The sequence below is a fragment of the Ahniella affigens genome (assembly GCF_003015185.1).
Classification (GTDB): domain Bacteria; phylum Pseudomonadota; class Gammaproteobacteria; order Xanthomonadales; family Ahniellaceae; genus Ahniella; species Ahniella affigens.
The window spans coordinates 4,426,870-4,448,928 of record NZ_CP027860.1 but is presented as its reverse complement, the minus strand read 5'-3'; the positions used below and the strand labels follow the sequence as shown (position 1 = coordinate 4,448,928).

Genomic DNA, 22,059 nt, shown 5'->3' with positions numbered 1-22,059 from the left:
TTGGGTTACTGCGGTTCGCGGTGATACAGCGCGACGCGCTCCACTTCGTGCTTTGAGCCGAGAATCACCGAAATGCGCTGGTGCAGACCGAGCGGCTGCACGTCGAGAATGCGCTCGTAACCGGTGTGCGCGGCACCGCCCGCCTGTTCAATGATCAAGGCCATGGGGTTGGCCTCATACATCAAGCGGAGACGTCCGCCCTTGTCGCGGCACTTGGCGTCGATCGGATACATGAAGATACCGCCGCGCGTCAGGATGCGATGCACGTCGGCGACCATCGATGCCACCCAGCGCATATTGAAATCCTTGCCGCGCACGCCGGTCTTGCCAGCGAGGCATTCGTCGACGTAGCGCTTGACGGGCGCATCCCAGTGGCGCGCGTTCGAGGCATTGATGGCGAACTCAGCGGTGTCTTCCGGAATGCGCACCGAGTCCTGGGTCAGCACGAAACTGCCCAAGTCGCGATCCAGCGTGAACATCACGGTGCCGTCGCCCACGGTCAGCACGAGAATGGTGCTCGGCCCGTAGATGCAATAGCCCGCGGCGACCTGCCGCACACCCGGCTGCAGAAAGTGCTCGGGCTCGGGTTCAGTGACGCCTTCCGGGCAGCGCAATACCGAGAAGATCGTGCCCACCGCAACGTTCACATCGATGTTTGAGGAGCCATCGAGCGGATCAAATACAAGCAAGTATTCACCCTTCGGATAACGGTGCGGAATCGGATGCGGATCGTCCATTTCTTCGGACGCAATCGCGGCCAGATGGCCGCCCCATTCGTTCGCTTCAAGCAGAATCTCGTTTGACAACACGTCAAGCTTTTTCTGTGCCTCGCCCTGCACGTTGATCGTGCCGACATTCCCCAGCACGCCGCCGAGCGCGCCCTTGCTGATGGCCGATGAGATGCTCTTGCAGGCGCGCGCGACGACTTCAATCAGCAAGCGGAGATCGGCCGGGATCTTGCCCTTGGCCCGTTGTTCTTCGATCAGATAACGCGATAAAGACACGGCTTTCATGGCTTGCTCCGGCAGACGGGGAATCCCGATATTTTCGCCGAAACGCGCGCTCGCGTGCCGTCAGCATTCTGCCTTGCCCGCCTTTCGCCTCGCACTTGAACCGCCGCCAGCCTGCCCCCACACTGTGCCGATGAACGAGACTCCCCAAGATCAACGCGGCTTCAGCTTTCCCGGCACCTTCGAGGTGACGGCCTTTGTGCTGGCCGACACCCAATTCGACACTCAGATGGCGACCGTGCTGGCCCAGGCGGGCGTGGCCCCGCTGGATGCCACGCTCCGGGTTCGGCCGTCGGCGAAGGGCAACTATCTGTCGGTCAGCATGAGCTACCTGTGTGCCGATCGCGACCATTACGATGCGGTGTACGCCGCTTTGAAAGGCCATCCTTCCGTCAAATGGACGCTGTGACGCCGATCGCGCTCCGAGTCCGGAACCTGGGGCGGCAAGCTTACGAGCCCGTCTGGCGCGCCATGCAGGCCTACACCGATCAGCGCGATGGCAACGCGGCCGATGAACTTTGGCTCGTGGAACATGACCCGGTCTTTACGCAGGGCCAAGCGGGTAAGGCCGAGCATGTGCTGGCGCCGGGCGACATTCCGGTCGTGCAGGTCGATCGCGGCGGGCAGGTGACGTATCACGGCCCCGGCCAGATCGTCGCGTATCCGCTATTCGACTTGCGGCGATTGGGGATTGGCGTCAAGGCGCTGGTGTTTCGGATTGAGCAGGCGCTGATCGACACCTTGGCCGAATTTGGCGTGACGGCCGATCGGCTGGAGGGCGCGCCCGGTGTGTATGTCGGGCCGGCGAAAGTCGCGGCCCTTGGGTTACGCGTTCGCCGCGGCTGCTCGTTTCACGGGCTCGCATTCAATATCCAAATGGATCTGGAACCGTTCGCTCGGATCAATCCGTGTGGCTACCGAGGGCTGCAGGTGGTCAACCTCGCCGAACTCAACGCGGCCGCAACGTTCAGTGCTGTCCAGCAGACCTTGGTACGGCACTTGTGGCAGCAATTTCACCGCACGAGCGGCTCGGAAGAGCCCGTGTTTGATCCGGCAGTGACCGAGCCGATTCCGGAGCTGGTCGGCACCTGACGCTGCGGTGAGTCACGCGGTAAGTTTGCCCTAGACGCCGGCTTTCCAGGCTGCGTGAAAGCGTTGAGTCAAGACCGTTCTCGTTGTTTCAACGACGTTTCTGGGTGCCTGAAGAAACATCAAACTCACCCCGGATCAAGTCCGGGGTGACCAGAGGTGGATTGAGATTCTTTGGGAAACCGATACTTCCCACCTTCTCAAGCCATGATTCTGCCGCGCGTGACAACCTCGCGACTCGTCACCCCGGATTTGATCCGGGGTGAGGTTCTATCTTGCGACGACATTCCAAAGGGTTGCTTCCCCCGAATGCTCGGGCCGGTCACCCAGTCCCTAATGTCGTCAACCTCGGTTTGTTCCGGGGTCCAGGCAATCTGGCCAAAACCGGCAACCGAGCCACATGACAGATGCTTATTCACCGCGACACGCGAACGTCTGATTCAGGCCCCGGCCGCCCCTGGGTGCTAAACTTCGCAGTCATCTTGCCACTGGTGCGACCATGAGCAGCACGCCCGCCAATTCGCCGAAGACCATTCCGTTGAACCTGATCGAGGCGCCGCCAGGCCTGGTGCCGGGCGAGAAGCAATTGGCGCAGGACAAGATTGCGCGCAATCCCGTGACGTTCGACGCCAGCAAGCCGCTGCTCCGCAAGCCGGACTGGATTCGCGTCCGGCTGCCAAGCACGAATGCCGTGCAGGAACTGAAGACCAAACTGCGCCAGAATGCACTGGTCACCGTCTGTGAAGAGGCCTCGTGCCCGAACATTCACGAGTGTTTCTCGAAGGGCACCGCCACGTTCATGATTCTTGGCGAAGTCTGCACGCGCCGCTGTTCGTTCTGCGATGTGGCTCATGGCCGACCCAAGCCGCCGGATGCGAACGAGCCGAAGAACCTCGCGCGTACGATTGCCGACATGAAACTCCGCTACGTCGTCATCACGTCGGTCGATCGCGATGATCTGATCGATGGCGGCGCCGCGCATTTCGCCGCATGCATCAAGGAAACGCGCGCGCTGAGCCCAGGCATTCAGATCGAAATTCTGACGCCCGATTTTCGCGGCAAAGGCCGCATGGAGCGCGCGCTGGAATCCATGCGCGATACGCCGCCGGACGTGTTCAACCACAATCTGGAAACAGTGCGCGAGCTGTATCGCGAAGTGCGCCCAGGTGCCGACTACGATTGGTCACTCAGACTCCTGAAGCAGTTCAAATCTGAGCACCCGAACGTGCCGACCAAGTCGGGCATCATGCTCGGCCTTGGCGAAACCGAAGAACAAGTCATCGGCGCACTCCGCGATCTGCGCGCGCACGACGTCGACATGATCACGATCGGCCAATATCTGCAGCCGTCCAAACATCATCACCCGGTGCTGAAGTACTGGACACCCGATGAGTTCAAGCACTTCGAGCAAGTCGGTTACGAGATGGGCTTCCGCCATGTGGCCTCCGGGCCGATGGTGCGCTCGTCGTACCACGCCGATGTGATGGCGCACGAAGCGGGAGTTTGATGTGACGATGCAGTTTGAGATCCTCGGTCGCGAGGGTGTTTCGCGCCGTGGCCGGCTGACGTTTGCGCGCGGCACGGTCGAAACGCCGGCGTTTATGCCGGTCGGAACCTATGGTTCGGTGAAGGCGGTGACGCCCCACCAGGTCGAGGCTGTGGGCGCCGAGATCATTCTCGGTAACACGTTTCATCTGTGGCTGCGGCCGGGCACCGAGGTCATCGAGGCGCATGGTGGCCTGCACGAGTTTATTGGCTGGTCAAAACCCATCCTGACCGACTCTGGCGGCTTTCAGGTCTGGTCATTGGCCGAGCGCCGCAAAATCACGCCCGAAGGTGTGCACTTTGCATCGCCCGTTGATGGCCGCAAGGTCTTCTTGTCGCCTGAGGAATCAATGCGCATTCAACGCGCGCTGAATTCCGACATCGTGATGATCTTCGACGAGTGCACGCCGTATCCGGCGACGGAACCTGAGGCACGCAAGTCGATGGAGTTATCGCTAGCCTGGGCCGAGCGCAGCAAGCGTGCGTTCGAAGGCAACCCCAATGCGCTGTTTGGCATTGTTCAAGGCGGCATGCATTCGGCGCTGCGTGCGCGTTCGGCCAAGGTGCTCACCGATATCGGATTTCATGGCTATGCGATTGGCGGCCTCAGCGTCGGCGAGCCGGCTGCAGAGCGCGAACACATTCTCGACGAAACCGTCCCGCACTTGGTCGATGACGCCCCGCGTTATTTGATGGGCGTCGGTCGGCCGGAAGACATTGTGGAAGCGGTACGGCGCGGGGTGGACATGTTCGACTGCGTGATGCCGACCCGCAATGCGCGCAATGGTCATTTGTTTACACGCTTTGGTCAGGTGCGGATCCGCAACGCGAAGTACGAGAAGGACCTCGCGCCGATCGACAAGGACTGCACGTGTTACACGTGCCAGCACTACTCGCGGGCGTACCTGAAGCATCTCGATCGCTGCAAGGAAATGCTGTACTCGACGCTCGCGACAATCCACAACCTGCACTATTACCAAGAGCTGATGGCCGGCATCCGCTTGGCGCTGGAGCAGGGGCGATTCGCTGACTTTGTGGCCGAGTTCTACGCTGCGCGGGCTGAACCGTAAGCGTTTCAACGACTACGCATCACGCCAGATCAAGCTGACCATGCGACCGGTCACACGGTCGCGGCGGTGTGAGTAAAACCGGTCCGAATCGGTCACGGTGCACGCCGGCTCGATGTGAATCGATGAGAGCCCAAGTGCGCGCAAACGCAACGCGGCGAGCTGAGGCAGATCACACCACCATTTGCCCGGATGCTCGGCGCGTGGCCGGAACGCAGCGCGATGCGCTGCAATTATCTCGTTTGGACTGGCAGCCAGCATCGCGTCGCGCACATCCGCGCCGACTTCGAACGCATCCGGCCCAATCCCAGGCCCAATCCACGCGAGCAGATCCTGCGGATCGGCGCCCATCGCATGGACGCAAGCTTCGATCGCGCCGAGCGCGACGCCGCGCCAGCCGGCATGGACAGCGCCGAGTGTTTGCCCGCTGCGATCGCACAACAAAATCGGCAGACAATCGGCAGTCTGGATCGCAAGCACCACACCCGCGGTAGGGGTGATCGCGGCATCAGCTTCAGGCGCTTCGGACACGGCATGGGTCGCTTCAATGCGAACGACCGCCGTGCCGTGGACCTGTCGCAGCCAAATTGGCGCCGATGGCAATTGCAACGCTGCCGCGAGTCGCTCCCGATTCAGAAGCACAGCAGCGGGCTCATCGCCGACGTGCAAACCCATGTTGGCCGATGCATATGGACCAACCGACACGCCGGCGAAGGTGCGCAGACTGATGCCGGCGTGAATGTTCGAAGGCGCCGGCCAGGACGCCGGCAGCCACCCGGGCATCGCCATCAGCCGGCCCGGATCGCCGCGAGCAACTGTTGGAAATCAGCGGGCAATGGGGCTTCCACGCTGACCAGCTTGCCCGTTTTCGGGTGATCGAACTCAAGCTTGGCCGCATGCAGCGCTTGCCGCTTAAACCCGCGCAGCGTCTCGACCAAGTTCGCGCTGGCTCCCTTGGGCAGACGGAGGCCGAGCCCATACAGCGGGTCGCCCACGATGCCGTGACGAATATGCGCCAGATGAACGCGGATCTGGTGGGTGCGGCCGGTCTCCAGCTGGCATTCCAGCAGCGTGAAGTGCTTCAGTCGCTCGGCGACGCGGTAGTGCGTGATCGCCTCTCGGCCGTCCTCGCGCACGGCCTGGCGCAGGCGATCGCGCGGATGCCGGTCGATTGGCGCATCAATGCGGCCGCCCGCGATGATCTCGCCGTAAACCAGCGCCTGATAGCGCCGACTGATCTCGCGCTCTGCCAGCTGGGAAACGAGGCTGGTGTGCGCCGGCAGGGTTTTCGCCACGACGAGGCATCCGGACGTGTCTTTGTCCAGACGATGCACGATGCCGGCTCGGGGCAATTCGCGGAGCTTCGGGTCGTGGTGGAGCAGGGCGTTCATCAACGTGCCGCCTGGGTTGCCGGCGCCCGGGTGGACAATCAGCCCGACCGGCTTGTTGATCACCAGCACGTGGCTGTCTTCGAACACGATGTCGAGGGCGATATCCTCGGCATTCGCGCTCGTTTGGGCCTCGGGTTCGGGCAGCAGGGTAATGATCTGGCCTTCGGTGACCGTCTGCCGGGGTTTGGCCTCGGCGCCGTCAAGGGTGGCGCGGCCGGACTTGATCCAGGCCGTCAAGCGGCTCCGGGAATAGTCTGGAAACAGCTCGGCCATGGCTTGGTCCAGGCGCAGGCCGTGCTCGGTTTCGGTCACAGCCCGTTGCTGGGCCTCGATTTCGGGGTGTTCAGGTGCGGCAGACATGGCGATTTCGGCCGGTTTGGCGGGCGGGATGCGCACGTTCAGAACCGGCTTAACATTTCCTGGGTTATGATTACCGTCTGATTCTATTGGCCCAGAGGGCATCCATGTTGTTTCTGAACCGAAAAGTGCTGCTGATTGCCCTGATTTTGCTGCTCGGCGCCTGTAACCGTGACCGAGTCAAGATGGACGATGCGGAAACACTGCCGGTCGACCAACTGTACCGGGAAGCCAAAAGCACGCTCGACGCCGGTCAGTATCGGCGCGCGTCGCGCTTTTACGAACGCCTGGTCGCGCGCTTCCCGTACGGCAAGTACCACGAGCAGTCGCAGCTGGAATTGGCGTACTCGCAGCACAAAGAGCGCCGCGCGGAAGACGCATTGTCCACGGTCAACCGCTTCATCAAGCTGTACCCGACGCACGAGCGCATCGACTATGCGTATTACTTGCGCGGTTTGATCAATTTCGAGCGTGAGGCGGGGTTTCTGGATCGCTTCATCGAGAAGGACTTCACCCGCCGTGATCTGAAGAACATTCGGCAGTCGTTCCAGGATTTCAAGGAACTGACCGACAAGTACCCAAACAGCAGCTATGCCAACGATGCGCGCACGCGCATGGTGTATCTGCGTAACGGTCTGGCTCAGGGCGAAATCAACATCGCGAGCTACTACTACCGTCGGGGCGCCTACGTGGCGGCAATCGGGCGCGCCCGCTATGTGCTGGAGCAGTTCCAGGAAGCGCCCCAGGCCGGCGATGCCTTGGCCCTGATGGTGCTGTCGTACGAAAAACTGGGCCAGACTGAAGCGTCGGCTGATGCACTTAAGGTACTGAAGCTGAACTATCCGGAACATGCGTACTTCACGGGTCATTTCCCGAAACGCAAAGCCACCTGGAAGCAGCTGAATCCGTTCCGCGCTGAGGCGTGATCACCGCCCCGGCGGCAGGAATCGGCATTTGCGAGCTTGAGACTCGCCCCGGATCGGGTCTTGTCCCGTCATTCTGTTCGCAAGTAACCCCCTCCTCGACCCTCCCACGCGATCGCGGGGGAGGGTCGACTCCCTCTCCCACGCGAGTGGGAGAGGGCTGGGGAGAGGGCTACTTGCCACACTGTGCCGTCGTGAAAATCGCCCACCGTCGCTGACAGTTTGATGCGCGAATAGGCGCACCAAAGGGGCGGCTGGACGCTCATCAAACATCACCCAACGCACTGTTCTTGTCGTCATCCCAGCGAAACAAGCTGTGTGAAGACGGCTTCGGTGGCTGCATTCAGGGCGTCTGACGCCGTCGCAAGGGCGCTTGCTACGTTGTCGTCATCCCGACTTTCGTCGGGATGACGCCAATGAGGTGGCGCCGCAATCTCCAACCGTTTCCACACAGCCTGTTTCGTCGGGATGACGGCAATGAGGCGGTGCCGCAATCTCCAACCGTTTTCACACAGCCTGTTTCGTCGGGATGACGGCAATGAGGCGGTGCCGCAATCTCCAACCGTTTTCACACAGCCTGTTTCGATGGCACGACGGCGAGCAGGCCGAGCGCTACCTCCGACACGGGACAATAGTTTGATGCGCGAACAAGCGGGCCTTCGGTGCGACGGACACTCCTACCTCACCGCTGCCACCGCAATCGCCTTGCACGCTGCAAGCGTCAGTGCTTCCCCGCCGAAGCATCGCGCAACGCCTGCTGCAATTGCTGCAGCCTCGCCCTCATGATGGGGGAGCCCGACAGTTCGGCAGCGCCGGCCAACAAAGAGCGTGCCAATGCCAGATCGCCCGCCGCCAAACGAATTTCTGCCTGCAGTAGGGTGCTCTCAAGGTCGGTATCGACGGGAATCCGGGCAGCGACATTGCTAGCCTCGTCGACGTATTGATTGGCGCGCGGAATCTCGCCGTCGCGGAACGCGAGTGCCGCGCGCTCCAGGCTGATCTCATGTTTGAGTTGGGAGAGCTGCGCGCCGTAGCTCGCTTGATCGTGGTCGCTCGCCCGTTGCAGGGCCGCCCACGCGGCATCCGCCGACGCACCTGCGAGGCGGATCGCACGGGCGAGATTCAATTCCTGAAACGCCAGATCCTCGCGCCGCGCGGTTGGGTCGGCCGACCATTCCTGCAGGATCGCCGCCCGCACCGGAACGAGCGCTTGGTAGTCCCCAGCGAGCTCCAAACGTTGGGCCTGGCGAAAGCGCAACACGGCCCGCAATTGGTGCCCGGCCGGCAGATGCTGTTCGGCATATGCCACGACCGTTGCTTCCAAAGCCTGTACGCCCGGGGTCTGCAGCGCCGCCATCGCGTCCAATCGCGTCAGGCTGAGGCGGACTTGCAATTCGCGCCGATCAATGGGTTGCCCGGTGCCCTCAAAGCTGACCGGGGCCAGATCCAGTACCGCAATCGCCAACGCCGGCTGGTTTTGTTGCATCAGCATGCGCGCCCATTCGCGGATGGCTTTCTGGACTTCCAGCGCGCTCCGATCTTTGGCGTGCCGCACACTGGCCGCGTACATTCGTTCGGCATCATGCCAGCGTTCGGCCCGCAAATACGCATCGCCGAGCAACTGCTCGAACGGGCTGCCTTCTGCGGGGTCGTCGGCGAATCGCTCCAGCAGGCGATCACGCGCGCGGTCGAGCAAGCCGTTGGCGTCGAGGACCTGGCCCGCGGCGTCGGGGTTGCCAATGCCGGCAAACACCTCGGACAGCAGCATGAAGCGCTGCTCGCTGCGCGCCGACTGCGCCAGCGCTTCCGTTTCGGCTTGGCGGGCGCGATCGGTTTCGGTGATCAACCGCCAAATGCCAAACAACGTCAAGACGGTCGCCATGACCGAGATCGAAACCGCTACCCGATGGCGCTGGGCGAATTTGCTGAGCAGATACAGCCGACCCGGCGCTCGCGCCAGCAGCGGCAGGCCACGTTGATAGCGATCCACGTCAGCAGCAAGATCGGCGACGCTCGCGTAGCGATCGTCAGCGTGCTCGGCCCGCGCCGTGCTGATGATCAGTTTGAGTTCGGCATCAATGGGCACGCCTGGCCAACGGGCATGCGCGTCGTACGGTGGTTGCCCAGACAGCATGGCTTCCAGCAATACGCCAAGGCTGTAAACATCGCTGCGGGTCGAAATGCGCTGACCCTGCAATTGCTCGGGGCTCGTGTAGCCGCGCGAGAACACGCGTGTGGAGGTCTGGCGTTCGTCCTGCCAGTCGAGGAGTTTGGACACGCCGAAATCGAGCAGCTTGGGTTCGTTGTCGACGCGAACGAGTACGTTCGAGGGCTTGATGTCTCGATGCACAATGAGCTGCTGATGCGCGTGCATGACTGCGGCGCACAGCTTCTGAAACAGGGACAGGCGATCCTTCAGCGATCGCGGTGCGGCACGCAGCCAGTCCTCCAATTGCTGACCACGAACGCGCTCCATGACCACATACGGTTGTCCCGCCGGCGTCTCGCCACCATCCAAGAGCCGCGCAATATTCGGATGGTCGAGCGCGGCCAGGATCTGTCTCTCCTGGCGCAGCCGATCGATGGCTTCGGAGGTTGGAAACCCACGCAGGAGTTTGATGGCCACTTCCGTGGCGTATTGACCGTCGGCGCGCTCGGCGGCGAAGACCGTCCCCATGCCGCCCGCGCCAATTTCGGCAAGCAGGCGCCACGGACCAAACACCATGCCCGGCTCGGCCGTTTCCGTGTTGCGTCTTGGCCCATCCAAAGGTGACTGGCCCGCTTCGGCAACCGCGTCATACAACTGCGCCAGACAGTCGGCCGACGTATCGGCAGCCAGGAGCCGCAGCAATTCCTGCCGGACCGAAGCGCTGACCGACAAGTTGGCTAATGCCGCGCCGCGCGCGGCAGACGGCAGTTCAAGCAATGCGTGAAAATGCGCTTCGATCTCGGCGAAGGCCGCTTTCGCATCGACGGTCGTGCGGCTCATGCGGCGCGTCCCAAGTGATCGTGGCAGCGTCGGTTGATCTGCAACACCGCGCGAAACAAGTTGGCCTGAACGGCAAGTTCAGGTTGCTGACGCGTGACAGCAGTTGGATCAGAATCGGCCACGGCAGGAGTCAGGGCGGTGCAGAAGCCCTGATCTTAGCCCGAACAAATCGTCACCCCAAATTGCCAGCGCAACCTGATGCGCGGGTCTGGGCATCGATGGCCTGATCCATGATCGCGCGTGTTGGACACCAACTGCACCTGCTTGGCGCAACTGGGCGCTGCCAGCGCCCGATGGCTGGCGCGCGATGTGACGGCCGAACTCGGCAAACTTCAAACAACGTCCAGGCCACGCAAGACCACGCGGGCGCGGCCGCCTCGTATATGATCGGTCGCTCCGGTGTCGAATGAGTTTGTGATGCGCCCCTGGCTTCGGCTGCTCCTCATCGTGCTCTTCGTCAACGCCGTCCTGAGTGCGCTCTACTTCGGACTGCGCGCACTTTCGCAACCGGCAGTGGCGTCGTTGCACCAAGTGCAAGGCATGCGCGTGACCGACTATGCCGAGGCGCTCAAGCAACATGCAGATCCGTCTTGGGCGGGAACGACGCTAGCGTTGCCGATCGACACCTGCCAAACCGATTGCGACAAGAAGTATGTGGTCCTGCGGGTCCGTTTGCCGCCGTTGCCGGCAACGCGTTCGGAGCTTGGTTGGTCGGTGTACGTGCCGTTCTTCAACGAAGACATCCAGATCCTCTATCAAGGACGGCCACTGCGCCCGGCGGGAGGCCTCAGTGCCGAATCCGTGGATCGTCACTTACCCGTCACCGTGAGTTTTCCGCGCGAGCCCGGGCGCGCCAACGACTATGTTGATATTGTCTTGCGCGCCGGCTCGGCGCATTGGCAAGTGATGTCCGCCATCTACGCGGCACCAACGAGCGATCTGCTGCATCCGTCCATCTGGGCGCAAGTGCTCGGGCGCAGAGGGCATCGCGCCGCGGTGTTGATGAGCCTGCCATTCCTGGCGTTGGCGATCGGACTGGCACTGCGCGTACGCGATCGCCGGCTCCATGGCGCGTTTGCGCTGGCCGTGTTGGGTTGGATCGGGACAACGATCAATTTGTTCTTGCCGCCAGACCTGCTCGACTACCGAGCGTTCACTTGGCTCTACATGGTCGGCGCCTTGCTCGCGGTGTGCATGGTGCCGCGCTTTGCGGACGCACTGATCAGCAACGACGAGCCTCGATTCGGTCGTGGATTTCTGTGGGTGCTTTGGCTTGGGTTGCCGATCATGACGCTCGTGCTCTACGCCCCTGGCTTGAGTCGTGGCACTCGGGTGGCGCTGCCATCGCTCATCTTGCAGTACACGGTGATGGTGGCGGTCCTCTACGTGCTGTGGCGCTTCGTCCGCTACGCTCGTATCTACCTGAACGACCCTATTGCGCCATGGGTCGTTGCTTTTCTGGTGGCGTTGTGCGGCGTCGGACTCTATGACGCATTGCATTCGACCAGTAACCTGTTCGGCATTTGGGATGTCTCGCTGGCGCCATTCGGGCTGCTGTTCCTCGCGATCGCCTATGCGCTGGACGTGGTCCGGCAGGTCTATCGCAATCACTTGCTGGTGCAGGATCATGTGCGCGAGTTGGAGGCCGCCGTCGCCGCGCGGGAGGCAAGCCTGCAGGCTCAGTTCGCCCGGATGCAAGCGGTGGAGCGGTCCGAAGTGCTGGGCCGTGAGCGCCGTCGGATCATGCAGGACATGCACGATGGCGTGGCCGGGTCATTGGCGAGCTTGTTGGTCACGGCGCGGATCAAGACGCCTGATGTCGACGAGTTGTTGCGTGCGATTGCCGAGAGTCTCAATGACTTGCGTCTGATCGTGGATGCATTGGGGACCGAAGACGATGATCTGACGCTGTCGCTGGGTCGTTTGCGCGCGCGGCTGGAACCTGCCTTCAAAGACAGTGGTATTCGCCTGCACTGGCAGATCGATCCACAGCTGGATGCGAGCCTGCCGTTTGGTCCAAGTGCGACCCTGCAGATCTATCGCTGGGTGCAGGAAGCCGTCAACAACGCCATCCGGCACAGCGGCTGCAAAACGATTTCCGTCAGCCTCCAAGTCATCGCTGCCCACGTCATCCTGTCGGTGTCTGACGATGGTCATGGCCTGCCAACGACGGTCGGACACATTGGCCTTGGCATGGCCTCCATGCGTGAACGCGCCGAAGCAGTCGGTGCGCGTCATGAGGCGGGCAACCTTGTGTCCGGTGGCGCCTCGCTGCAGCTGATTTGGTCGCGGCCACAGCAATGATCGCGAGAATGTTCACGCTTGGCACGCGACTGCGACCACGACGGTGGCTTAGGGTGGCGCTTTCGTCTCTCATCCCTAGCGCGATGGCCAATTGCGTTCCTGAGCGCTAGCTACTCCGACGAAACCATGATTCTGACCGCAAGTAACCCCCTCCCCCGCGATCGCGGGGGAGGGCGTCGACTCCCTCTCCCACGCGAGTGGGAGAGGGCTGGGGAGAGGGCTACTTGCCACACTGCGCCGTTGTAAGAATCGCGCATTGTCGCTGACAGTTTGATGCGCGAATAAGCGCACCAATCGGGCGGCTGGTCTCCTACTCGCGTGGGCGCGGGAGCAACTTGTTGCGCCACCGCGCTGCGATGATCATTCCGATTGGGCGCGTTGAAGCAACGCGAGCATCGAGCGGCTGATCCCAAAAGGGTCCTTGGCATCACCGAGCTGATTGAGCAGCCGCGTATGGCCGATGTCGGGGATCAGAACCAACTCACTCGCCACGCCGACCGTCTGCAGTCGCGCATAGAGGTTGATGCTGTTCCGCGGCCAGACCAGTTCATCGTCCATGCCGTGGATCAAGAGCATTGTCGGCTCGTCGCCATCGACAAAGCGAATCGGCTGCGTGTCGGTATCGCGGCTTTCATCCGGGAACGCCACCCGCAGTTCCTTCGATTCAATCGGCAGGAAATCGTATGGCCCGGCTAGGCCAATGAAGCTGGCGATGGATTGTTTGGGGGTGATGCCGTAAGGCGCGAGGTAGCGCGCATCCGTCGCGAGCAGCGCGGCGATATGCGCGCCAGCAGAGTGGCCGCTGATGCTGATGCGCTTTGGATCGCCGCACCATGCTAGAGCGTTGGCGCGCACAAATGCGAGCGCCCTGGCAGCATCTTCCACATAGGAAGGAAACGCTACGGTCGGCGCTTTCCGGTAGTCCGGCACAACGGTCACGATACCGAGCGACGCGAAACGCTCGCCGACAAACCGATACCAGCGTCGTTCGCCGTGCTGCCAGGTGCCGCCGTAGAAGAACACCAATACTGGCGCGTTCTGACAGGTTGCCGGGCGATACACATCGAGTGCTAGTTGGTGTTCGGTATCGAACTCGAATGACTCGGGAGCCAGGCGCTCACTATCGGCCGCTGCGTTCAACGCACCAAAATAGACCGAACGGCAACCGCCGACCGCGATGACCACCATAAGCAACAGAAACAGGATGCGCTTCATTTCAGCAGGTCGGCAATCCGAGCAAAGTGCGACAGGTTGCGCTCGCGCTTCTCTTCGGCTTCGCGCTCGGGGTCGTCGCCCTCCTGGCGCACATCCGTCTCGGGCAATTCGCGCAGAAAGCGGCTCGGCTTCAGGCGTTCCATTTCGCCAAAGCGCTTTTTCTGCTGCGACACGCTCATCGTCAGCGATTCTTTCGCGCGCGTGATGCCGACGTAGAACAGTCGGCGTTCCTCTTCGAGTCGACCTTCGTCGATCGCACCCTGGTGCGGCAGAGTTCCATCCTCCACCCCGACCAACCAGACATGCCGGAACTCAAGACCCTTGGATGCGTGCAAGGTGGACAAGCGCACCGCGTTGCCCGGATCGTCGCGATCGGAAAAGCTGATCAATGCGAGCTGATTGGCCAAGGCGGACAAGCCGTCGCGACCTTTGTCGGATTCACGCAGAAACCTTACCAACTCCTGCATGTTCTCCTCGCGCCGGGCTTTCGATTCGGGGTCGCGCAGGCCCGCCACCAAATGCTGGGCATAGCCGGATTCCTGAATGACCAGTGCGGTCAAGTCCCCCGCGCCCATGCGCGTCGCGGCCTCCCGCCAGTGTCGAAACAAGCCGGCGAATTCGGCGATCTGCGCGCCGGGGCGCGCGGCCAGTTGCTTCTGTACTTCGATGCTCTCAGCCGCCTTCAAGAGACTCACGTGCTTGCTGCCCGCAAGTGTGGCCAGCTTCTCCAGCGTGATGGTGCCGATTTCGCGTTTTGGGACTTGCACCGCGCGCAAAAATGCGGCGTCATCGTCCGGGTTGGCGATCAGGCGCAGGTAGGCCAGCACATCGCGCACTTCAGCGCGGTCAAAGAACGCCTGGCCACCCGAGAGGTGATACGGCGCGCGCGCCAGCCGCAGCGCCTGCTCCAGCGCCCGAGCCTGGTGATTGCCACGATAAAGAATCGCAAAATCGGACCACAAGGCCTTCTGCTGTTCGCGCTTGTATACGATCTCGGCCGCAATACGCTCGGCCTCATGTTGATCGTCGCGACAGTTCAGAATGCGAATGTGATCGCCCTCGCCATGGGCGCTCCAAAGTCGCTTCTCGAACAGATGTGGGTTGTTGCCGATGACCGCATTCGCGCAGCGCAAAATGCGCCCCGAGCAGCGGTAGTTCTGCTCCAGCTTGATGACCTTGAGGTGGGGGTAGTCGACGGTGAGTTGGTTCAGATTTTCCGGATTCGCGCCACGCCACGCATAGATGCTCTGATCGTCGTCACCGACGGCGGTAAACGCGCCGCGCGGTCCGACCAGTTCTTTCAGCAGGCGATACTGCGTGCGGTTGGTGTCCTGATATTCGTCCACCAGCACATAGCTGAGCTTTTCGCGCCAGCGCAGACGCACGGCCTCCTGCTCGCGCAGCACACGCTCCGGCAAGGCGATCAGGTCATCGAAATCGACTGCGTTGAAGGTCTGCAAGCGCTGCTGATAGGCCTGGTAGATTTCCGCGGCCTGCAATTCTCGTGGACTGCGCGCTGCTTTCAATGCTTGTTCGGGCGTGAGCCCTTCGTCCTTGGCCCGACCAATCAGCTGCCGCAGCAAGTCGTAGACGTCGCTCTTTTGCGCCTTGGGGCTTAAGTCTTTCAAGATGCCAAACGAGTCGTCCGCATCGAGCACCGTAAAGCCGCGCCGCAATCCCGCAGCTGCGTGTTCCATGCTCAAGAAGCGCAGGCCGAGTGCATGGAACGTGCTGACCTGGAGCGTTTCGGCGGCCTCTTTGCTGATCAGCTTGGCAACGCGCTCGCGCATTTCCCGCGCGGCCTTGTTCGTAAACGTGATCGCCGCAATGCGCTCGGCCTGATGGCCGCTCCGCAGCAGTTCGGCAATCTTTTCGGTAATGACCCGCGTCTTGCCCGAGCCCGCGCCCGCAAGCACCAGCAAGGGGCCGGCCAGATAGTGCACGGCGGCGCGTTGTTCAGGATTCAGACTCACTAGGGCAGGCATCAAATCGAGGGCTTGCCATTGTAGCGGCTGGGGCTGTTGATTCGGCATGAATGGCGTTGAACCTCATGTTCAACGCCATTCGTTTCGAGTCCGGCGCATCTCCGGACTCGAAACCCGCCCCAGCACGTCAGGCTGGTCCGATATCAAACGTTGCCCGACTCGCCAAGAACCAGTAGCTTTGGCCTTTTCCGCATGTCGATGCTGCCATGTCAGACGCTGACGCCCATCAACTCACGCAATGGTTGCAGGCCTGGAGCGCGGGCGACGAGCAAGCCGCCGACCGGGTTCTTGCGGCCGTTTATGCGCGCATCAAACAGTTGGCGGGCGCGCGACTTCGCCGCGAATCTTCGGTCGTGCCGCTGGCACCCACCGAACTCGCGCATGAGGTCATCGCGAATCTGCTTGCTGCTGAAGCGAGCTGGACGGATCGCGCCCATTTTTTCAAGACCGTTGCAGTGGCCATGCGCAATCATCTGCATGATCTGGCCCGCCACGATTTGGCCGAGAAGCGGGGCGGCGGTCAGCAACATCTCACGCTGGGTGCGGCGGCTGGCGAAATCAGCGAAGGCATGAGTGGCCAGGCCGGTGATTTGCATGAGGCGATGAACGCGCTTCGGAAGCTTGATGCGCGCAAGGCCGATGTCATTGAATTGCATTGGCTGGTGGGGCTCGGCTTGGAGGACGTGGCGGCGACGCTTGACGTGTCGCTTGCCACCGTAAATCGCGATCTCCGGTTCGCGCGCGCCTGGCTCAAGGACCAATTGTCAGCGTGAGCGCGGGCCTCTTGGTCGCGCTCATTGTGAGGTACGAAGCTTGCCTCATCATGCTGAAGGTACTAGTCGAGCATCGGTGAGAGCAGCATTTATTCGAAGCCATCCCGATACAGCCGATTGGACGCCGGAACATAGCTGATGGCGCCAACGGCGTCGGGCAGATTCAAGCCGGTCAGCGGGCCTGACAAGCGTTTTCTGGGTGCGGCATTGCCTTGGTCGTTGCGATTGAAGATCAGTACAGCGAGCGGCACCGTCTGACTGCCCAGGCCAACGCTGATATCTCCAGTCGCCGCATCAAAACCGAGACTGCTCACGTTGATCAATTGCGTCGCGTCGCCGGCAATTTCGCGAATCGGCGCGATGTTGCCATCGTCGCTTTCGGTAAACACCACGATGCGGCCAGGAAACAGGCCATTGACCGGATTGTCGCGAACCAGGGCGATGAGCTCGTGCTGGACCGGATCATGGCGCAAGCCCAACACAAAGATGCCGAGTCGGGTGTTGCTGCCAAACAACCGACGCGTGGTGGCCAACGCCGCGTCATCGGTTCGGGCAAAGAAGCGAATCTCGCCGGCGTTGCTGCCATCGACCGTTTCGACGTCGCCCACGGCCACTTCGTCAGTCGCCGGCATATAGGCGAGACCAAACGGGTTGTTCAATCCGCTTTGCGTGTAGTTGCCGGCGCGTGTGATCGGCGCCCCGGTGACGGCGTCCATTCCGATGTAGAGCAAGGTGGTCGAAGCTAGGATGCCGTACTCGTGGTGGCCGGGAATCGCGATGATGCGCCGTGGTTGCTGCATGCCTGCATGCGTGAAGCGCAGCAATGGCGCCGCGTTGCCTTGGCTCGCCAGATCAAAGCGGACGATCTGGTTGCCGCGGAAATCGGCGACCACCATCTGATCGTTCTGGTCGTCGCGTGTGAAGTCGGCGATGGAACGCAAGCTGCTGACATCGCCCCCGACAGTTCGTGTCGGGCTGGTGTTGCCGCTCGCTTCGGAGTCGTAGATGGATATGGCGTTGGTGGGCGTCGTTTGGCCGCTGGTCTGCAAGCCGACCCACCATTCGGCCTTGGCAGGGTTGCAGGTGAAGATGGCCATTGCGGCCACAAAGAAGATCCGTTTCATGGTGTCGCTCCAGGTAGTTGCTTCGGCCTTGACGACATGCCGATGCAAAACCTGTCAGCCCCTGCCATGAGTCATGAATCGACGGGCAGCTGACTGGCAATGACACGATTCGCCGTGCGCTTGCGTTTTCGGCATGGCAACGACCTGATTGCGTCAACAGTTTCTGGCGCACTTGAGCCTCGGGTCGAACTCACTGAAGGAGCAGACGATGAATCGCAAGGAATGGATCGTGATCGTGATGGGCGCGCTGTTGGTGGCGGGTGGTGGACTGATTGTGCAGGCGAGCATGGCCGGAGGGATCGCGCCAGTGCGCTCGGCACCGCCGAGCCAAGCGGCCATCGACGAAGCCGCGCTGGTTGCCCGCGGTCGCTATCTCGTGCAGATATCCGGCTGTAACGATTGCCACACGCCGGGTTACCTCTCGAACAATGGGCACGTGCCCGAGTCGGAGTGGTTGAAGGGCGATGCGTTTGCGTGGTCAGGCCCTTGGGGCACGACGTACGCGAGCAATCTGCGCCTGTTCTTCCATAACATGGATGAGTCGAGCTGGCTGCAGCACGCCCGCCGGTTTGAGGCGCGACCGCCAATGCCGTGGTTCAACGTTCGCGCGATGAACGACGACGATTTGCGGGCGATCTACCACTACGCGCGCGCGCTCGGACCAGCTGGCGAACCGGCGCCGGTTGCGCTGCCACCTGGGACCGAGGCCCCCGTGCCCGGCATGGTGATGCGCCTGCCTTAAGCCTTGGCAAACGCGCGATGTGAAGGCGTTCAGGTGGCGCATCCGGAGCATCCTCGGATGCGCTGCCGTGTATCAATCACAAGCAGTTCAGGCGCTCATCGCCAATCCATCACAACCAGTTGGGCAGATTGCGGCCATGCACATCTGCTCCCGCCCGCTACGACTCGCCATGGCTTTGATGGTGTCCGCCCACACGGTGCATGGGGCGACTTCGGCTGCACGCTTCGAGCTTGATCAGAGCCAGGCGTTTGCGGCTGACACGGGTGCGCTGCTGTATCAGGAAGCGCATTGGTTGACGTGGCAGGGCGACACCCTGGTGCAGCGCTTCGTTCAGTATCGTTGCCCCAGTGGTGAGGCATTTGCCAGCAAAACAGTGGACTACCGGGTGCATCCGTTGGCGCCTGACTTTCACCTTCGCGATGCCCGGAGCGGTTATGAAGAAGGCCTCAGAACGGCAGGCAGCAACCGGATGGTCTTTGTCCGACGCAATCGCGAAAGCCCTTTGACCGAGGCCGAAGTGCCGGGTTCGCCAAGCGAGCCGCCGCTGATTGCCGATGCGGGTTTCGATCGATTTCTGCAGGAGCATTGGCAAGTCTTGCTGAGCGGCGAGGGATTGCCAATTCGGTTTCTGGTGCCCTCCACCCAAAAGCCCATCGCATTCAAGGTGCGCCCGCTCGATTCGGGCGATCCAGCTCTGATCACGGTCCGATTGTCACTCGGCGCCTGGTGGGGATTTCTCGCGCCGCACATCGATGCGACCTACCGGCGGACCGACGGGCGTCTGCTTCAGTACCTGGGGCTCAGCAATCTGCGCGATTTGGACGGCGAAAACTACAACGTCCGAATTCGGTTTGGCGATGCCGCCAGCAGCGTCGATCGCGCTGCTCTTGCTGCGGCGTCCAGCCAACCGCTGGTGTCGGTTTGTCCGGGCGAGATGCGCGCAAGCGAGCGCGGAGCGCCATAAGGAGGGGTGGTCGCACCGATGGTGCGCTTATTCGCGTATCAAACTGTCGTTGATAATGCGCGATTCTTACGACGGCGCAGTGTGGCAAGTAGCCCGCTCCCCAAGCCCTTTCCCGCGCTCGCGGGAGTCCAGCCGCCCCTTTGGTGCGCTTTTTCGCGCCTCAAACTATCAGCGACGGTGCGCGATTCTTGCGACGGCGCAGTGCGGCAAGTAGCCCTCTCCCCAGCCCTCTCCCCAGCCCTCTCCCACTCGCGTGGGAGAGGGAGCGCTCCCTCCCCCGCGATCGCGGGGGAGGGCTTGGAGAGGGGGTTACTTGCGGTCAGAATTGTCAGTGCCTGCAATCTATTGGTTCGCAAAACCAATGGGTTACGGCGTGTTTGATGAGAAAAGGAGTCGACCTTGAACCCAGCATTGCCAACACGCATCAAGGCCATCGCGCGATTTGGCCGCGGCCGAATCGAATCTGCGTTGCCTCAGACCGCATGCCGGTCCAACTTGCGGTAATTGATGGCTTCCAGCAGGTGTGCGGCGATTATGTGTTCCGATTCTGCAAGGTCGGCAATCGTCCGCGCCACGCGCAAGATCCGCTGATGCGCGCGCGCTGACAGTCCGAGTCGCTCCACGGCTTGATCCAGGAGCCGCAGTTCAGCGCCGGCCAAGCTGGCGTGTCGGTTCAGGGCCTGACCTTGCAGCTCGGCATTGCTGACTCCTTGGCGCTGCAGCTGGTGCGAGCGGCACGCGATGACGCGTTGCCGAACGGGTTGACTGGCCTCCGCTGCTTGGGCTGCGCGAAGCTGCTCGGCGGGGACGCGGGGCACTTCGACGTGCAAGTCGATGCGATCGAGCAGCGGACCCGAGACGCGCGCCCGATAGCGCAACACGGCATCCGGGCTGCACCGGCATCGACCGGACGGATCGCCTGCGTAACCACAGGGGCAGGGGTTCATCGCAGCGACCAACTGAAATCGGGCCGGAAACTCAGCTTGCCGGGCCGCGCGCGAAATCAGGATCTTGCCGGACTCCAGGGGCTCGCGCAGGACTTCCAGAACGCGTCGGTCGAACTCCGGCAACTCGTCTAAGAACAGCACCCCGCGGTGCGCCAAAGACACTTCGCCAGGACGTGGCACCGACCCGCCGCCAACGAGCGCCACGGCACTCGCAGAGTGATGCGGGGCACGGAACGGGCGGGTGTTCAGAACAGACCCCAATTCGAGCCCGGCCAAAGACGCAATGCTGGCGACCTCCAGCGCTTCGTCCCGCATGATGGGCGGCAAGATGCCGGGCAAGCGCGTGGCCAGCATGGTCTTGCCGGTGCCGGGCGGCCCGATCATCAATAGGTTGTGTTGACCCGCAGCGGCAATTTCCAGCGCGCGCCGGGCCAATGCCTGCCCGCGGACATCGCCGAGATCCGGCAAGGCGGGCGGCGTTTCGATTGGCGCAGGCGGACGTTCAGGCCATTGGCCACGGCCGCTGAGCGCCGAGCAAATATCAAGAAGATGCGCAGCAGTCTGGATCGGTACTTCGGGGAGCAAGTCGGCATCGTCTTGATTGGCGGCCGGGATGATGGCCCGTCGCCGGCATTGGCCTGTTTGGATCAGAGCCGGCAACAAGGCCGAGACGGCGCGCAGTCGCCCAGACAAGCCAAGCTCGCCATAGCATTCGTAATCGTCCAGCGCCCGCGCCGGCAGTTGCCTTGAAGCAATCAGAATGCCGAGCGCAATCGCCAGATCAAACCGGCTGCCTTCTTTCGGCAGATCGGCGGGCGCGAGGCTGACGGTGATGTGCCGTTGTGGAAACTCGAACTGTGCATTGACGAGCGCAGCGCGCACCCGGTCGCGGCTTTCGCGCACGGCGGCTTCGGGCAGCCCCACAATCGAAAAGCCCGGCATGCCACCGGAAAGATTGACTTCAACCGTCACCTCGGGCGCATCAACGCCCATCGGTGCCCGGGACAGGACCGTAGCAAGACTCATGGCGACCCAAAACAGATCCATCTGTCAAAAAATCGGCCGCCCCGGGGGAGTTGGGGCGGCCGTGGGAATATGCCGAGGTCGCCGTCACCCGGGGGCAGGTCTGATCCTTCAGGCCTGAAACCACCCGCAACGACTCCGCCGATTCGACCTGGACCCCGCTCACGAAGGGTCAGGCTGGGCTCGAACCAGACATCAGAATGCTTTGATGATCGCTCATCCCACCCTGGTTGGCGCCCACGAAGGGGACCAGGGTCAAGGAAGGATGGGAGTCGCCGAGTTAAACTCAGCTCTTGCCCAGCCGCCCCTCAAGCTCTGCCAAACGACGCTCCAGTGATTCGAGCTTCTCGCGTGTGCGAAGAAGCACGAGCCGCTGCACATCGAACTCGTCGCGCGGTACCAGGTTCAACTTGTCCAGGTTGCTGGTCAAAACCGCACGAAAAGTCTTGGTCAGATCGTCCTTGGCCGCTTCCAAACCGGGCGGGACGACCGTGGCCAGTCGTTCTGCAAGTTCGTCAATGGCGCGAATGTTGATCATGTCAGGCGTTCCTCAGTGCCGGTACAGCTTGGCAAAACAAGTTGAATTTAGCTTCAGTAAAAATCTGATTATG

General features: G+C 62.0%; 18 protein-coding genes. 9 read left to right on the top strand and 9 right to left on the bottom strand.

All coding sequences use genetic code 11. The features are described 5' to 3' along the window. Positions 1 to 5: 5 nt before the first annotated feature. Positions 6 to 1,013, bottom strand: coding sequence for a class 1 fructose-bisphosphatase (locus C7S18_RS17200; protein ID WP_106892726.1), 1,008 nt, complete (start codon positions 1,011 to 1,013; stop codon positions 6 to 8). Positions 1,014 to 1,143: 130 nt separating this feature from the next. On the opposite strand from C7S18_RS17200, the gene C7S18_RS17195 reads away from it, so the two are divergent. From C7S18_RS17195 to tgt, 4 genes are all read left to right on the top strand, one after another. Next, positions 1,144 to 1,419 carry a YbeD family protein gene (locus C7S18_RS17195; protein ID WP_170113322.1) on the top strand — a complete coding sequence of 92 codons (276 nt, stop codon included), beginning with the start codon at positions 1,144 to 1,146 and terminating at the stop codon, positions 1,417 to 1,419. After that, entirely contained in the window at positions 1,407 to 2,102 is a 696-nt protein-coding gene (lipB, locus tag C7S18_RS17190) for a lipoyl(octanoyl) transferase LipB (RefSeq protein WP_106892724.1), read from the top strand. The genes C7S18_RS17195 and lipB overlap by 13 nt, the downstream gene beginning before the upstream one ends. 496 nt (positions 2,103 to 2,598) lie before the next feature. Further along, a complete protein-coding gene (gene lipA / locus C7S18_RS17185; protein ID WP_106892723.1) occupies positions 2,599 to 3,606 on the top strand; it encodes a lipoyl synthase in 1,008 nt (335 codons plus the stop codon). 7 nt (positions 3,607 to 3,613) lie between these two features. Continuing rightward, the gene (gene tgt, locus C7S18_RS17180) at positions 3,614 to 4,714 is read left to right on the top strand and encodes a tRNA guanosine(34) transglycosylase Tgt (RefSeq protein WP_106894079.1); all 1,101 of its coding nucleotides are present in this window, start codon (positions 3,614 to 3,616) and stop codon (positions 4,712 to 4,714) included. Positions 4,715 to 4,726: 12 nt separating this feature from the next. Here the strand turns inward: tgt and pgeF are convergent, their stop codons facing one another. Both pgeF and rluD read right to left on the bottom strand, forming a co-directional pair. Further along, positions 4,727 to 5,494, bottom strand: a complete 768-nt coding sequence (pgeF, locus tag C7S18_RS17175) for a peptidoglycan editing factor PgeF (protein WP_106894078.1) — start codon at positions 5,492 to 5,494, stop codon at positions 4,727 to 4,729. Between the two features lie 5 nt (positions 5,495 to 5,499). Beyond that, positions 5,500 to 6,462 (bottom strand): 23S rRNA pseudouridine(1911/1915/1917) synthase RluD, encoded by a 963-nt coding sequence (gene rluD, locus C7S18_RS17170; RefSeq protein WP_106894077.1) that lies wholly within the window; start codon positions 6,460 to 6,462, stop codon positions 5,500 to 5,502. A gap of 104 nt (positions 6,463 to 6,566) precedes the next feature. On the opposite strand from rluD, the gene C7S18_RS17165 reads away from it, so the two are divergent. Next, positions 6,567 to 7,385 (top strand): outer membrane protein assembly factor BamD, encoded by an 819-nt coding sequence (locus tag C7S18_RS17165; RefSeq protein WP_106892722.1) that lies wholly within the window; start codon positions 6,567 to 6,569, stop codon positions 7,383 to 7,385. 718 nt (positions 7,386 to 8,103) lie between these two features. Here the strand turns inward: C7S18_RS17165 and C7S18_RS17160 are convergent. After that, entirely contained in the window at positions 8,104 to 10,371 is a 2,268-nt protein-coding gene (locus C7S18_RS17160; RefSeq protein WP_106892721.1) for a serine/threonine-protein kinase, read from the bottom strand. A gap of 417 nt (positions 10,372 to 10,788) precedes the next feature. On the opposite strand from C7S18_RS17160, the gene C7S18_RS17155 reads away from it, so the two are divergent. Continuing rightward, positions 10,789 to 12,675 (top strand): sensor histidine kinase, encoded by a 1,887-nt coding sequence (locus C7S18_RS17155; RefSeq protein WP_146151976.1) that lies wholly within the window; start codon positions 10,789 to 10,791, stop codon positions 12,673 to 12,675. 360 nt (positions 12,676 to 13,035) lie between these two features. On the opposite strand, the gene C7S18_RS17150 is transcribed toward C7S18_RS17155, so the two are convergent. Both C7S18_RS17150 and C7S18_RS17145 read right to left on the bottom strand, forming a co-directional pair. Next, the gene (locus C7S18_RS17150) at positions 13,036 to 13,890 is read right to left on the bottom strand and encodes an alpha/beta hydrolase (RefSeq protein ID WP_106892719.1); all 855 of its coding nucleotides are present in this window, start codon (positions 13,888 to 13,890) and stop codon (positions 13,036 to 13,038) included. Beyond that, a complete protein-coding gene (locus C7S18_RS17145; protein ID WP_240623920.1) occupies positions 13,887 to 15,875 on the bottom strand; it encodes a UvrD-helicase domain-containing protein in 1,989 nt (662 codons plus the stop codon). Before C7S18_RS17145 ends, C7S18_RS17150 begins: the two co-directional genes overlap by 4 nt. A gap of 206 nt (positions 15,876 to 16,081) precedes the next feature. Between C7S18_RS17145 and C7S18_RS17140 the strand changes: the two genes are divergently transcribed. Continuing rightward, positions 16,082 to 16,648 carry an ECF-type sigma factor gene (locus C7S18_RS17140; protein WP_106892717.1) on the top strand — a complete coding sequence of 189 codons (567 nt, stop codon included), beginning with the start codon at positions 16,082 to 16,084 and terminating at the stop codon, positions 16,646 to 16,648. A gap of 89 nt (positions 16,649 to 16,737) precedes the next feature. On the opposite strand, the gene C7S18_RS17135 is transcribed toward C7S18_RS17140, so the two are convergent. After that, the gene (locus C7S18_RS17135; RefSeq protein WP_146151975.1) at positions 16,738 to 17,772 is read right to left on the bottom strand and encodes a hypothetical protein; all 1,035 of its coding nucleotides are present in this window, start codon (positions 17,770 to 17,772) and stop codon (positions 16,738 to 16,740) included. Between the two features lie 208 nt (positions 17,773 to 17,980). Between C7S18_RS17135 and C7S18_RS17130 the strand changes: the two genes are divergently transcribed. Both C7S18_RS17130 and C7S18_RS17125 read left to right on the top strand, forming a co-directional pair. Further along, positions 17,981 to 18,514: a hypothetical protein gene (locus tag C7S18_RS17130; protein WP_206207918.1), complete on the top strand. Its 534-nt coding sequence runs from the start codon at positions 17,981 to 17,983 to the stop codon at positions 18,512 to 18,514. Between the two features lie 136 nt (positions 18,515 to 18,650). Beyond that, a complete protein-coding gene (locus C7S18_RS17125) occupies positions 18,651 to 19,478 on the top strand; it encodes a hypothetical protein (RefSeq protein ID WP_146151974.1) in 828 nt (275 codons plus the stop codon). Between the two features lie 473 nt (positions 19,479 to 19,951). Here the strand turns inward: C7S18_RS17125 and C7S18_RS17120 are convergent, their stop codons facing one another. Both C7S18_RS17120 and C7S18_RS17115 read right to left on the bottom strand, forming a co-directional pair. Beyond that, on the bottom strand, positions 19,952 to 21,451 hold the full coding sequence (locus C7S18_RS17120; protein ID WP_106894075.1) for a YifB family Mg chelatase-like AAA ATPase: 1,500 nt from the start codon (positions 21,449 to 21,451) through the stop codon (positions 19,952 to 19,954). A 283-nt stretch (positions 21,452 to 21,734) separates the two neighbouring features. Continuing rightward, positions 21,735 to 21,986 carry an accessory factor UbiK family protein gene (locus tag C7S18_RS17115; protein WP_106892714.1) on the bottom strand — a complete coding sequence of 84 codons (252 nt, stop codon included), beginning with the start codon at positions 21,984 to 21,986 and terminating at the stop codon, positions 21,735 to 21,737. Positions 21,987 to 22,059 lie beyond the last annotated feature (73 nt).

Coding starts and splice junctions, on each gene's coding strand:
- rluD (WP_106894077.1), bottom strand. CDS start 6,462: ATGTCTGCCGCACCTGAACACCCCGAAATCGAGGCCCAGCAACGGGCT.
- C7S18_RS17125 (WP_146151974.1), top strand. CDS start 18,651: ATGCACATCTGCTCCCGCCCGCTACGACTCGCCATGGCTTTGATGGTG.
- C7S18_RS17130 (WP_206207918.1), top strand. CDS start 17,981: ATGAATCGCAAGGAATGGATCGTGATCGTGATGGGCGCGCTGTTGGTG.
- C7S18_RS17115 (WP_106892714.1), bottom strand. CDS start 21,986: ATGATCAACATTCGCGCCATTGACGAACTTGCAGAACGACTGGCCACG.
- C7S18_RS17150 (WP_106892719.1), bottom strand. CDS start 13,890: ATGAAGCGCATCCTGTTTCTGTTGCTTATGGTGGTCATCGCGGTCGGC.
- C7S18_RS17145 (WP_240623920.1), bottom strand. CDS start 15,875: ATGCCTGCCCTAGTGAGTCTGAATCCTGAACAACGCGCCGCCGTGCAC.
- C7S18_RS17155 (WP_146151976.1), top strand. CDS start 10,789: ATGCGCCCCTGGCTTCGGCTGCTCCTCATCGTGCTCTTCGTCAACGCC.
- C7S18_RS17135 (WP_146151975.1), bottom strand. CDS start 17,772: ATGAAACGGATCTTCTTTGTGGCCGCAATGGCCATCTTCACCTGCAAC.
- pgeF (WP_106894078.1), bottom strand. CDS start 5,494: ATGCCCGGGTGGCTGCCGGCGTCCTGGCCGGCGCCTTCGAACATTCAC.
- C7S18_RS17140 (WP_106892717.1), top strand. CDS start 16,082: ATGTCAGACGCTGACGCCCATCAACTCACGCAATGGTTGCAGGCCTGG.
- C7S18_RS17120 (WP_106894075.1), bottom strand. CDS start 21,451: ATGAGTCTTGCTACGGTCCTGTCCCGGGCACCGATGGGCGTTGATGCG.
- lipA (WP_106892723.1), top strand. CDS start 2,599: ATGAGCAGCACGCCCGCCAATTCGCCGAAGACCATTCCGTTGAACCTG.
- tgt (WP_106894079.1), top strand. CDS start 3,614: ATGCAGTTTGAGATCCTCGGTCGCGAGGGTGTTTCGCGCCGTGGCCGG.
- C7S18_RS17165 (WP_106892722.1), top strand. CDS start 6,567: ATGTTGTTTCTGAACCGAAAAGTGCTGCTGATTGCCCTGATTTTGCTG.
- C7S18_RS17160 (WP_106892721.1), bottom strand. CDS start 10,371: ATGAGCCGCACGACCGTCGATGCGAAAGCGGCCTTCGCCGAGATCGAA.
- C7S18_RS17195 (WP_170113322.1), top strand. CDS start 1,144: ATGAACGAGACTCCCCAAGATCAACGCGGCTTCAGCTTTCCCGGCACC.
- lipB (WP_106892724.1), top strand. CDS start 1,407: ATGGACGCTGTGACGCCGATCGCGCTCCGAGTCCGGAACCTGGGGCGG.
- C7S18_RS17200 (WP_106892726.1), bottom strand. CDS start 1,013: ATGAAAGCCGTGTCTTTATCGCGTTATCTGATCGAAGAACAACGGGCC.